This window comes from Actinoallomurus acaciae (genome assembly GCF_042429965.1).
GTDB classification, from domain to species: domain Bacteria; phylum Actinomycetota; class Actinomycetes; order Streptosporangiales; family Streptosporangiaceae; genus Actinoallomurus; species Actinoallomurus acaciae.
This window is the reverse complement of the sequence record NZ_JBHLZP010000025.1, coordinates 25,766-37,333: the sequence shown is the minus strand read 5'-3', so window position 1 is coordinate 37,333 and position 11,568 is coordinate 25,766. Positions and strand designations below refer to the sequence as shown.

Here is an 11,568-nt window from a genome sequence, read left to right as displayed (position 1 = left end):
ATGTCTTCCGGGACGACGTACGGGCGGCCGGCCGCGGCGGCGAGGTCGCGGACCGCGCGCAGCAGCCGGAGGCTGGCACGCGGGCTGGCGCCCAGGCGGATGTCGGAGTGCTGGCGCGTGGCGGCGACGATGTGCACGAGGTAGTCGTACAGCGGTGGCGCGACGTGGATCCGGCTCGCGAAGTCGACCATGTTCTTGACGTCCTCGCGCCCGGCGACCTTGGGCAGCTGGTCGACCGCGGGCCCGGACGGCATGCCGGTCAGGACCGCGATCTCCGACGCGTGGTCGGGATAGCCCATGGAGATCTTCATCAGGAACCGGTCGAGCTGCGCCTCCGGCAGCGGGTACGTGCCGTCCATGTCGACGGGGTTCTGCGTCGCGATCACCATGAACGGCCGCGGCACCGGCTGCGGCCGCCCGTCCACGGACACCCGCCGCTCCTCCATGACCTCCAGCAGTGCCGACTGCGTCTTCGGCGAGCCGCGGTTGATCTCGTCGGCGACGACGATGTTGGCGAAGATCGGCCCGGGGTGGAACTCGAACTTGCTGGTCGCCTGGTTGAAGATCGACACCCCGGTCACGTCGGAGGGCAGCAGGTCGGGCGTGAACTGGATGCGCGTCCACTGCGCGTCCACGCTCGCCGCGATCGCGCGGGCGAGCGTGGTCTTGCCCACGCCCGGCACGTCCTCCAGGAGCAGGTGACCCTCGCTGAGCAGGCAGAGCATCGCGAGCTCGACGTTCTCCCGCTTACCACGGATCACCCGCTCGATGTTGCCGGCGAGCGCGCCGAACAACTGGGCGAACCGTCCGACCAAGGTTTCCGCGTCAGGCGCCCCGTACGCCTCCGCCGTCATCAGTCAGCACACTCCCAGATGGTCGGCCCGGCCAGCTCCTGCCACGGGTTGTGCGGCGTGTTGGGCAGGTAGCCGATCAGGTAGCCGGTGGCGTTGTGCTTGACGTAGTCGTAGAGGCTGCCGGAGAACCCTCCGTGACTGTAGGCCGTACCCATCTTCTGGCACAGGACCTGAACGGACACGCTGTTGGCGTTCTGGATCTTCTCGGCGACGTTGCTGTCGTCGAGGTCGTTGGCGTTCGGCGTCTTCGTGACGTAGCTCGTGTCCAGCTCGGTGCCGCCGTGGTGGATCCCGTAGGTGTTCACCGGGCCGGTCAGGTTGACGGTGTTGCTGGTCGTCTTCTTGCCCGCCGGGTTGGAGGCGGTGACCTTCACCGTGTAGGTGCCGTTCTTCCAGATGTTGCCGAACGTCACCGAGGTCCCGGAGACGTTCGGGTTGGAGCCCTGCTTCGGCCCGGTGACGTTCACGGAGTAGGTGACCTTCTTGGAGTCGGCGTTCGGCGGCGCCTGCCAGTCGATCTTCGCGCCCTGGGCCGTGCCCGTACCGGTGACGTTGCTCGGGGCGTCCGGCTCGGTGCACGACAGGGTGGGCGTCGTGTAGTCGGAGTCGACCTCCGACTCGTGGTCGCGGTTGTGGTACAGCGCGGCCACGGCGAACTGGTACTCCTGGCCGCAGGTGCCGCCGTTGACGGTGAAGGTGTAGTCGGGGCCCTTCGCTCCGATCTTGTCCGGCGTCGCGGTCAGCCCGTCCGAGGTGAGCAGCTTGTAGCCGGTCGCGTCGCCTCCGCCGCCCGGCTCGAAGTCGATCTTGATCGTGCCGTCCGGCTGCGGGGTCGCCCGCAGGTTGGTCGGCGCGTCCGGCGGCGTGACCTTCGGCGGGTCCGGCTTGTGCGTCGGCGGGGTGATGGGCGGCTTGCCGGGCAGCCGCGGGTGGGTCGGGCCGCCGCCACCGGGCTTCGGCCTGCCGCTCGCGCCGCCGGCCGGCACGCCGACCCTGGGGACGGGGCTCTTCTGGCTGCCCGGCACGTCCGGCTGGTACTTCTGGATCGGCTTGTGGCCGCCCGCGCCGTCGACCACGACGCCCTTGGCGCTGTCCGGGCCGTTCACCCAGAGCAGGCCGTCCTTGACGAAGGCGTCGAGGGGGCCGGACTGGCCGGTGACCGGCACCTGCGGGGCCATGCGGTTGGTCGCCTGGTCGTACACGATCAGGCTGCCGTCGCTCTGGTCCGGGATGTAGACCTTCTGGCCGAGCGCCTGCGGTGCGGCGAGCTTGTGCTTGGCCGGGAGCCTCAGCGCGACACTGCTGATCGAGCCGCTGCCCGTGTTCAGCACGATGAGGGAGTTGCCGGCGAGCAGCGGGACGAGCTGGCCGTCGGTGCTTCCGGGCGCCAGCACCGAGCCCTTGCCCGCCTGGGCGACGGTCGAGGGCAGGCGGACCTTCACCTGGGTGCCGTTCTTGCCGATGATGACGGCCTGGGCGGAGGTGAAGTCGGTGACCACCGGAGAACCCGCGGCGATCGTGAGCGCCAGGTCGTCACCCGCCCGCCCGATGCCGATCGGCTGCGCGGCCTGCCCGCTGCGTACCGGCGCGGCCTGGCCGTTGGCGGGCACCGGGACCCACAGCACCGAGGTCGCGTCGATGGCGGAGGAGCCGAGCGGCCCGGTGAGGCCGAGCGGCGAGCCCATCGTCGCGAGGGTCATCGGGTCGAGCCGCTGGACGCTGCCCTTCTGCTGGTCCAGCGCGTACGCCTGGCCCGAGCCGGACACCACCTGCATGCCGGCGGCACCGCGGTACGTGGCGCCCTGCACGACGTTGAGATGCGCCGGGTCGACGCGGCTGACCACGCCGGTCACCTCGTCGACGATGAGGACGACGCCGCCCTGCTGGATCACCTTCATCGGGTGACCGGTGGAGCCGGACAGCGTGACCTTGCCGTCCACCTTGCCGGACAGCCCGTTGACGTGGACGAGCTCCCCCCGGTGGACGGACGTCAGCCAACCACCGACGTCCGACAGGTGATACTTCGCACTGGCCATGCCGACGCCGAACACGACGGCGGCGGCACACAGCACGCCCACGACTCCGATCGCGATATGCCCGGTCAGCCGATCACGACGGAAGAACTTGCGCTCCCCGCTCACCGTTTCCTACCTCCCGCGTCGCACCCCGGCCCATCGGTGATGCAAGGGTCACCTTAATGTGTCCAAGCCGGTCAAATCGCGGTAGTGCCCAATTGGTGACACAGTTCTCTGACCAGCAACGGTGAGTGACCGAAATGGACGTCGTTTTCCGGGGAAGAGGACGTCCATAGGCCGGTGCCGCCTGCCTCGAGCGGTTGGACGCGCGGGCCCGCGAGCCGGTTCCTTCCCGGCCGACTGTTCTTTCAGCCGATGACACACCCGAAAACGTCGGCGAGGCCGGCGCGCCCACTCTCGGTGAGGACGAGGGAGCGGCGGGACGAACCCCGTTCGAACCAGCCGATCTCGATCATGCCGGCGGTCACCGCCGCACCGAGTGCGCCGTTGAGGTGAGGACGACGCTCGGTCCAGTCGAGGCAGTGCCCGGCGAACCTCCGCCGCGACGTGCGGACCGCGGCCACGTCGACGCCGATGGAGGCGAGACTCTCCTCCCCCTTGCCGGTCACCTCGTACTCGCCGGGCTCGGACGCGTCGACGCCCAGCACGGGTTCGAGCAGACCACGGCCGATCATCGCGTCGAACAGCGCGACCCCGACCCGCCCGGCGAGATGGTCGTAACAGGTACGCGCCTCCCCCAGCGCCACCGCCTGCCTCGACTGCCGCAGGCTGCGCACCTGCACCCGCGGGCTGATCAGGCTCAGCGTCTCGATCACCGAGGCGACCTCGGCGCCCTTGAGCCGGTAGTAGCGGTGCCGCCCCTGCTTGACGACGCTCACCAGGCCACCGTCGAGGAGCTTGCCGAGATGCGAACTCGCCGTGGCCGGACTGACCCCGGCCGTACGGGCCAGCTCACCGGCGGACAGGGGCCTCCCGTCCAGCAGCACCGTGAGCATCGCCGCCCGCGCACGATCGGCGAGCAGCGCCGCCACCGGCGCGATGTCGGAGCCGTAGGGTTCGGGCATACGACGACGTTACGCCCAGGACATTTAGACGGCCGTCGAAGGAACGCCACGCCGGTGGGCGGGAAGGCGTAACCGAGTTGGGGGTAGGGCTGAGAATCCGCTAGTGTTTGGCGTGTCGCCAGGGGGGATCACCTCCCAGGAGACAACGCGGACGTGGCTCAGTTGGTAGAGCATCACCTTGCCAAGGTGAGGGTCGCGGGTTCGAATCCCGTCGTCCGCTCGGAGAGGTCTTGCCAAAAGGCCTCACTCGGTGGAGTGGCCGAGAGGCGAGGCAACGGCCTGCAAAGCCGTGTACACGGGTTCAAATCCCGTCTCCACCTCTGAAGCACTCGGCTTCATGAGGGCGATTAGCTCAGTGGGAGAGCGCTACCTTGACACGGTAGAGGTCACTGGTTCAATCCCAGTATCGCCCACCACGTGAAAGCGCAGGTCAGAGGCCCTGCCCCATCTCCGGAGGGGCAGGGCCTCAGGCGTCTATGGGCGATATTTGGGCGATGATCTTGGCGCCCTGGTTCGCCGCCGCCTGTTGCACGGCTGTCAGTTGCTTGATCGTTTCTTCCATCCGAGGCAGAAGCGCGACGAGCGCTGCCTGCTCCTGAGGCCGCAGTGCGAGGAGTGATGACTCCCAGCGAGCCTGCAGGACGGCGAGGATTCGCTCCTTGGTCTCGGGCGTCACATGTTCGTAGATGCCGCCCATACCGCGCATCTTCTGACCGAGGCGGGCCGCGCGGCCGATCTCGGGGATCCCGTCATCGGCCAGCCACGTCCGGTGGCTGTGCCGTCCTTCGTGGAAGGTGAAGCCGGGCAAGATCGGCGGGATCCGCTTGCCCGTCTCTCGGTCCCGTGCAACACCATCCCAGGCGGGGCGCCAGAACCGCCGCCCGAAGTTGCTCCGGCGCAGAACGCCGCCCTTCTCCCCCACAAAGACGAAGGAACGGTCGCAGTCCTCCAGCAGCGCCTCGTACAGATCGGCGAGGAACGAAGGAAGCTGCACCCACCGCTTGCCCGCCGGAGACTTGGTGCGCTTGGCCTTGACGAGTTGACCTTGAGCCTCGGCCAGTGGCTCGACCACTCGGATGGCGCGGTTGATCTCGTCGTACTCGTGCGGCTGGAGGGCCGACACCGTCGGTGTAATCGGACTCGTCCAGCATCGCCCGGGACCGTCTGCACTGCCGCAGCGTCTCGCCCAGCGCCGCGCCCCCGCCCGCGTTCTGATGGCGGCGGCATCTGCGCCAAACTCGCGCGCAGATGGCGCACGTGCCCCTCGTTGACCCGAGCAGGCACAGGGCTCGATGGCAAGACCGCACCAACGGCCAGAGCGGCTGCCATCGCGTTGAAAGACCGGCGACTCACCTCACGCCCTCCCGCAGATTCGTTGTCGTCCAGGACCGCGCCGGGATCACCGAGAATCAGCGGCAACAGGTTCTCGCGGGGCATACCAACGGCGTCCGCGAATCGCAACAGCTCACGCACGTCATACAGCGTGTCCCGCCGGCCCCGTTCGATCAGGCTCACCGTCGACTGAGACCAGCCCTCGACGACGTTCGCGAGCTCGAGCCGAGAAAGACCGGTCACGGCCCGCAGGATCGCCACCACGGCCCCGACATCAAGACGAGCCAGCGCCCGCCGGTTCCGAATCCCAAAGCCACCCAGGAACCGACATCCCGCGACGCGCATCCCGAACCTGGCATTGTCAGAGGAGGGCGGCTCCGGATCACTGTCGACCCGACGAATCTAGGCCGCGAGCCGGTCACAGCTACCTCATCGCGCACTACCACGTCACCACCCGTATGCGAACACCGACACCGCCGCGCGCCCTGCCCACAGGTGCCGGATCCGGTTCTGGCTAGTCCGTCAAGATCTCATCGCATAACGCGCGTTGCGTTGGGATTGACCACTCGACGCCTGAGCCGGCGACGCTCTCGCCGATCATAGACATCATCACCCCGATCTCTCCAATTCCTAACCCATGAAACAGCAGAGTTCGCCGACAGGCAGAGCACGAGTCTGCAAATTACCATCCCAAGGCTTTCAAGAGTCGATTCCAAGATTTCGCGGAACATTACGGACCCACCCCCGCTGAGCAGGATCAGCCGAAGCCGCAATGCGCTCGAGAATTTCAGCGAATTCCTGGCGCCCGGGAGCGCTCATCCGATCAAGCTCGAATCCTATGTTTTCCAGGGCATTCACCGCAGAATGAGAATCCATTCCGAACTTCGCCGCGTCCTCAAGCATTGCCACGACCGAGAGAAGCGCCTTCAAGAGATATTCCGCCACCATGACTCACCAACTCACCACTCTCGTCAGGATTCCCGTTACCCCCACTCAGCGAGGAGCGCGTTGGCACGCAGGCGTTGACGCCGTCGAAGGTGACGTCCTATCCGGGCCCGACGTACGGCGCCAAGCGCGCGTCGCCTTTCCACAGCCGATGTTGATGTTGTGCACCAGGACCGGCGAATCGCCTGCCAGTACATAGTAGGTGTGAAGGCCGTTGATCGTGAGGTCATAGGTGGTCGCGGTGGCCGTGTAGCGATGAACGTCGAGGACCTCGGCAACCTGGCCCCCCGGGTTCCTGTGAGGCGATCACCCGGCCGTAGGTGGGCAGCGGGAATCATCAGCGGTGTCGAGATCGGCATGCGATATTACATGCCAGGACTCGCTATCCATTGAGTACTCTCCGTCATGGACCACCCCTCGAACAAAGTCGACGGGAACTCGGGTTGCCTCGCCATGCGCCCATCGACCGGGCTGAATAGATGGTGATGCCTGGCCGATCACCTCTGAAAGGCCGAGGAATTACGTCTCTCGCCAGCCGAGTCAAGGGGCGATTCGTCCATTCCCTTGAGTTAAGACTCTTCGGGAACTAAAGCAATCGCCGGTATCCCACGAAGTTCGCCGGGACTCGGCTTCCTACTCCGGTTGCCAACGAGCCCTGCCTCCTACAAGTGACGCCAGGCGTGATTCAGCCGCCCGTTGCCGCCGAGGACAGTCGCGATGTCGAGCGCTTCACGCTGCCCGTTGACGGAGAATCGCGGGCAGATGTCATTGTGGACAAGGAACGGGGCGACACTCGCTTCGACTTAACAGGCGTGGACGTGATCGATGGTGAGGTTGTACATGACCATCAACGCCGCGTAGGAGCGAACCGCCACAACCACGGCCTGACGGCGGCCGATCACCTTCGTCTTACCATCGGCCAGCAGCACCTGAGTAAGCCCCGAGCCGACCATGGGCGCCAAGCTTCCGCAGCGCGAAGGGAAATTTTCACCAGTCGCAGACGTAATCGAACTCCGCCCCATCGCCGCGCACGGAATACATCATAGCAGAAAGACTCTTATCCTTTTCGTCACGCGCTGCGAAAGAGTTCAGTGCCTCACCGAACCGACCAGCTCCGTCCGCCACTCCCGAAAACATCGACATCGCCGACTGGTCGATCAATTGAGCGCTATGCCAAAGCAGGGAGAGCACGATGATAACATTTCTAATATCGTCGATCCTACTTGCCAGCGCTGCGGCCCGAAGCCCCAAGACAAGCCATCTAGGTTCCCTCTCACGTACAGCCAGGACTGCCATTCGCTGGCAATACGCCGTCAACAGCGTCTCACTAAGCGCACCCAGCATAAGGTGAACCTGGCCGTAGTCATCCTCATGATTAAGCGACCGGCAGATCGCGCCGATCACTCGGTCACGCTCTGAGTGATACGGCGAATCGATATACCGCTCTTTTGGATCAACCCGCAACTGATCTACAGCCTCAGCCGGAATGCTCATTCTTCTCCACTATGACGGCGGCAAAATAAATTTCCTGTCTGGCGAAAATCGATACCCAGCACGAAGAAGTCCAATTATCTCCAGCCTATATACTTTAGGCCGCGCCATCACGGGATCCCAAAGGTTGTCGTGATATCCCCACCCGGGATTCTCCCCGGACCATGGGCAGCACCAGGACATGGACGCAACGCACAGTGGGCGGTCGGCCCCGCCGCTTGGGCTTTGACCGGGCAGAGTGCCGACGCGAGATCAGGTCACGGTGCCGGCGCAGCGCGGTGTCCGGGCGTACCAGCAACCGCATCTGCCATAGCACCTCCGGTCTCCGCCGGTGCAGCAACGCCGCAAGCAAGACCCGGTCCTGCTGAGAGAACCGGACCTTCCTGTCGCCCAGTTGGCGTTCCAAGACCGCGATCTGATGCCGCAGGACCAAGATCTCGGTGTCCTTGTCCCGATCGCTCGCCGGAAGAAGACGCAGGACCGCGAACGTGTTCGTTACCGTCAGGTAGGCCAGTCGTAACAGCACAGTCGCGCATGATGCCGCAGCACCCGTGTTGCCCTGGCCCCTTCCCGTACTGGGGCAGGGCGGATACCCCCGTGTTGGTCGGCGCAGGTTCGCAGGTTCCTTGCCGCCCTCGGGCCGGCTCGCTCTAAGGTCACCACGCCACGTCCGGTGAGTGCGGACGAGTTCCTCCCGGGCGGGAGGCGTCCACCTCCATCATCACTGTCAGCGGTTGCGGCAGCGGGCGTCGACGGGCCAGCGGTCCACGATCTTCCCATCCTCGACGATGACCAGCTCGTCGGCGAGGTTCACCACCGGGCAGGCGTGGTTCGGCACCACCGTGACGACCTCGCCTGCGGACGGGCGCTCTCCGGCGCCGATCTCGACGATGCCGTGGTGGTCGAAGGTGCGCGTGACCACGGCGTCCGGGTACGTGGGAACGGCGCCGAAGCCGGCGACGGTGGGCGGGCCGTCCTTGGACAGCACCTTGGCGCCCGCGTCGACGACGAAACGACGGGGAGACGCGCTGACCGACACCACGGTCGCGGCGACGGCCATGGCCACGTCTTCCGGGCGTACCGCTCCCAGCGCGGTCTGCTGGCGGTCGCCGAAGACGAACGTCCCGGGCCGCTCCTCGGTCACGCCGTCGCGAGCGGACGCGATCGCCGTCGGTGTCGACCCCGAGGACAGGACCTGGACGTCATGGCCGTCGGCGCGCAGTGCTTCGGCGGCGGTGAGCAGCGAACGTACCTCGTCGTCGGCCGCCTCGCCGGTCGCGCCCGGCGACCGGTAGGAGTGCCCGCCGTGGGTGAAGACGCCCACGACGTTCAGGCCGTGCGCGCGTGCGGCTCCGGCGACGTCGGCGGCGGCGCCCGCGTCGGGCACGCCCGTACGGCCCTCCCCCGAGTCCACCTCGATCAGGACCTCAAGGCCGCGGGCGACATCACCGAGCGGCGCCGCCGCCGCGGCCGAGTCGATGCCCACCCGCAGCCGGCAGCGTTCCGCCAGCGCGGCCAGGCGGCGAGCCTTGGGAGACGACGGCCACACCGGATAGGCGATGAAGATGTCGCGGATGCCCGCGGCCGCGAACACCTCGGCCTCACCGATCGTCGCGGTCGTGATGCCGTCCGCCCCGGCGTCGAGCTGACGGCGTGCGATCTCCACGCACTTGTGCGTCTTCGTGTGCGGGCGGAAGCCGACACCCCGCTCGGCCAGCGCGGTCGCCATACGGCGGATGTTGCCCTCCATCGTCGGCAGGTCCACCACGACCGCAGGAGTGTCGAGCCCTTCGGGTAGCGGCCATCGCGCGAACGCGGCACGCGCCTCGGGCCGGATCACTGCGGCGTCGTTCATCGTGGCCTCTCTCGGTGAGGATGAGGTGTGCTTACGTACGGTCGGGAAGACGGCCGGCGCACGTGGGGAGAGGGGGCTCGCTCGCGCGTGGCGGCAGGCCGGCCGCGTCGTACAGGGCATCCAGTACCCGCAGTGTGTTCACCGGATCGGCTCCGCCGCCGGGTAGCGGCGCGCCCGTGCGCACCGCCTCGGCGAAGGCGGCGAGCTGGTACCGGTACGTGCTTCCGCCGGCGACGGACTCATGGCCGGTGAGGCCCTCGGGCGTACGCAGCGTGATCCTGTTTCCCAGATGGGGGGCCAGCGGGTTCTCGGCGCTGAGCGTACCCCGCTCACACTCGATCTCCACGGTGGCGGTGAACCGCCGATCGGCGACCATCGACGCGTGAACCCGGCCGCGCGCCCCGCCGGGGAAGGCGAGTTCGCCGGTCATCGTGACGTCGACGCCCGGGGCACCCTCGACCGCATGGGCGCGGACCACGTCCGGCTCCTCACCCATGAACGTGCGAACCCAGTGGACCGGGTAGAAACCCAGATCCATCATGGCCCCGCCCGCGAGGTCGCGGGCGAATCGGATGTCGGCGGGGTCGGTGATGGCGGTGGTGAACCGGGCGTCGATCCGGCGTACCCGCCCCAGCACACCCGTCCCCAGGATGGCCGACACGCGGACGGCCATCGGATGGAACCGCCAGTGCGCCGCCTCGCACAGCACCAGTCCGGCGGCGTCCGCCACGGCGATCAGCTCGGCCGCCTGCTCCGCGCTCGCCGCGAGCGGCTTCTCGCACAGGACGTGCTTGCCCGCCCGTAGCGCGGCCAGCGTCCAGCCGTGGTGCATCGCCAGCGGCAGTGCCACGTAGATCGCGTCGACGTCGGCGCGTTCCAGCAGTTCCCGGTATCCCGCGGCGACGCACGGTATCCCGTGAGCGTCCGCGAACGCGCGCGCCCGGGCCGGGTCGCGCGCCGCCACGGCGACGGCCTCGACACCGTCCAGCTCCGACGCGGGTGAGATGACCGCCTGGGGAGCGATGCGGGCCGCCCCCAGGATCCCGATGCGTAGCGGCGGCACCGGACACGCTCCTTCCGTACGGCCGGCCCACGGGCGAAAGTGGCCGTGTCCCGGCAGTGGTCGGCTGGTCAGGTCGAGCTCGGTGTCTCGTCGAAGCCGACGTCACCGTTGAGGGTCATGCCACCGTCGACGACGAGTTCGTGCCCGGTGACGTAGCGGGCCTCATCGGAGGCGAGGAAGACCGCGGCGCCGGCCAGGTCGGAGGGGCCCGCGATGCGGTTCACCGGAATGCGCGCCTCGTACACGGCACGGACGTCGGGTGTGTAGGCGCCGGCCGTCAGCCCGGTGTCGGTGGCGCCCGGCGCGATCGCGTTCACGGTGATCCCGTGCCCGGCCAGCTCGACCGCCAGCGATGTGGTCAGGCCGTGCACGCCGCCCTTTCCCGTGACGTACGCGGTGGCCTGGGAGACCGGCTGCACGCGGGTGATCGATGTGACGTTGATGATCCGGCCGGACCCGCTCGGCACCATCCTGGCTGCGGCGGCCCGGCAGCCGTAGAAGTAGCCGTGCAGGTTCGTGGCGAGCTGGCGGTGCCATTCGTCGTGGGTCATGTCGAGGAACGAACGGATCAGCAGCCACCCGGCGTTATTGACCCAGATGTCCAGCCCGCCCCATCGCCGCTCGACCTCGGAGGCCAGCGCCTCGACCTGCTCGTGGTCGGAGGTGTCGCCCTGGACGAACAGGGTGTCGCGGCCGGCCGCGCGGATCTCCGACTCGGCCTCGTCGGCGCCTTCCCTGCCCGCGAGGTACAGGCTGGCCACGTTGGCGCCGGCCTGCCCGAGAGCCACCGCGATCGCCTGCCCGATGCCGCTGGACGCCCCGGTGACCACGGCGCGCTTTCCGGTCAGATCGAACACGTCGACCTCCTCATCTGTCGTGCCGATGTCGTGCTGAATCGATCATTCGAAGCCGTCGCCGGAGTGCTCGG

Annotated in this window: 10 protein-coding genes, 3 tRNA genes and 1 pseudogene; 3 read left to right on the top strand and 11 right to left on the bottom strand. The window is 67.6% G+C overall.

Annotated elements, in window-relative coordinates; translation table 11 throughout:
* The 3 genes from ACFFNX_RS05860 to ACFFNX_RS05850 form a co-directional block, all read right to left on the bottom strand.
* On the bottom strand, positions 1 to 815 hold an 815-nt coding region (locus ACFFNX_RS05860), incomplete at its 3' end, for an AAA family ATPase (protein WP_378196339.1).
* A 38-nt stretch (positions 816 to 853) separates the two neighbouring features.
* The gene (locus tag ACFFNX_RS05855; protein ID WP_378196336.1) at positions 854 to 2,995 is read right to left on the bottom strand and encodes a hypothetical protein; all 2,142 of its coding nucleotides are present in this window, start codon (positions 2,993 to 2,995) and stop codon (positions 854 to 856) included.
* A gap of 242 nt (positions 2,996 to 3,237) precedes the next feature.
* Positions 3,238 to 3,954: an ArsR/SmtB family transcription factor gene (locus ACFFNX_RS05850; protein ID WP_378196333.1), complete on the bottom strand. Its 717-nt coding sequence runs from the start codon at positions 3,952 to 3,954 to the stop codon at positions 3,238 to 3,240.
* Positions 3,955 to 4,101: 147 nt separating this feature from the next.
* Between ACFFNX_RS05850 and ACFFNX_RS05845 the strand changes: the two genes are divergently transcribed.
* The 3 genes from ACFFNX_RS05845 (at position 4,102) to ACFFNX_RS05835 (ending at position 4,370) form a co-directional block, all read left to right on the top strand.
* Positions 4,102 to 4,174: transfer RNA gene (locus ACFFNX_RS05845), tRNA-Gly, on the top strand.
* 29 nt (positions 4,175 to 4,203) lie between these two features.
* Positions 4,204 to 4,274, top strand: a tRNA-Cys gene (locus tag ACFFNX_RS05840).
* Between the two features lie 21 nt (positions 4,275 to 4,295).
* Positions 4,296 to 4,370: transfer RNA gene (locus ACFFNX_RS05835), tRNA-Val, on the top strand.
* Between the two features lie 50 nt (positions 4,371 to 4,420).
* Here the strand turns inward: ACFFNX_RS05835 and ACFFNX_RS05830 are convergent.
* From ACFFNX_RS05830 to ACFFNX_RS05790, 8 genes and pseudogenes are all read right to left on the bottom strand, one after another.
* Positions 4,421 to 5,077 (bottom strand): site-specific integrase, encoded by a 657-nt coding sequence (locus tag ACFFNX_RS05830; RefSeq protein ID WP_378196342.1) that lies wholly within the window; start codon positions 5,075 to 5,077, stop codon positions 4,421 to 4,423.
* 311 nt (positions 5,078 to 5,388) lie between these two features.
* Positions 5,389 to 5,631 (bottom strand): annotated as a pseudogene (locus ACFFNX_RS05825) (helix-turn-helix domain-containing protein); the annotation flags it as partial.
* 354 nt (positions 5,632 to 5,985) lie between these two features.
* On the bottom strand, positions 5,986 to 6,234 hold the full coding sequence (locus ACFFNX_RS05820; protein WP_378196330.1) for a hypothetical protein: 249 nt from the start codon (positions 6,232 to 6,234) through the stop codon (positions 5,986 to 5,988).
* A gap of 800 nt (positions 6,235 to 7,034) precedes the next feature.
* Positions 7,035 to 7,184 (bottom strand): hypothetical protein, encoded by a 150-nt coding sequence (locus tag ACFFNX_RS05810; RefSeq protein WP_378196327.1) that lies wholly within the window; start codon positions 7,182 to 7,184, stop codon positions 7,035 to 7,037.
* A gap of 34 nt (positions 7,185 to 7,218) precedes the next feature.
* Positions 7,219 to 7,725 (bottom strand): hypothetical protein, encoded by a 507-nt coding sequence (locus ACFFNX_RS05805; protein ID WP_378196324.1) that lies wholly within the window; start codon positions 7,723 to 7,725, stop codon positions 7,219 to 7,221.
* Positions 7,726 to 8,449: 724 nt separating this feature from the next.
* Positions 8,450 to 9,577 carry an alanine racemase gene (locus ACFFNX_RS05800; protein ID WP_378196321.1) on the bottom strand — a complete coding sequence of 376 codons (1,128 nt, stop codon included), beginning with the start codon at positions 9,575 to 9,577 and terminating at the stop codon, positions 8,450 to 8,452.
* A gap of 31 nt (positions 9,578 to 9,608) precedes the next feature.
* On the bottom strand, positions 9,609 to 10,640 hold the full coding sequence (locus ACFFNX_RS05795; RefSeq protein ID WP_378196318.1) for a Gfo/Idh/MocA family protein: 1,032 nt from the start codon (positions 10,638 to 10,640) through the stop codon (positions 9,609 to 9,611).
* Between the two features lie 68 nt (positions 10,641 to 10,708).
* Complete coding sequence (locus tag ACFFNX_RS05790; protein ID WP_378196315.1) at positions 10,709 to 11,497, bottom strand: SDR family NAD(P)-dependent oxidoreductase; 789 nt, start codon at positions 11,495 to 11,497, stop codon at positions 10,709 to 10,711.
* Positions 11,498 to 11,568 lie beyond the last annotated feature (71 nt).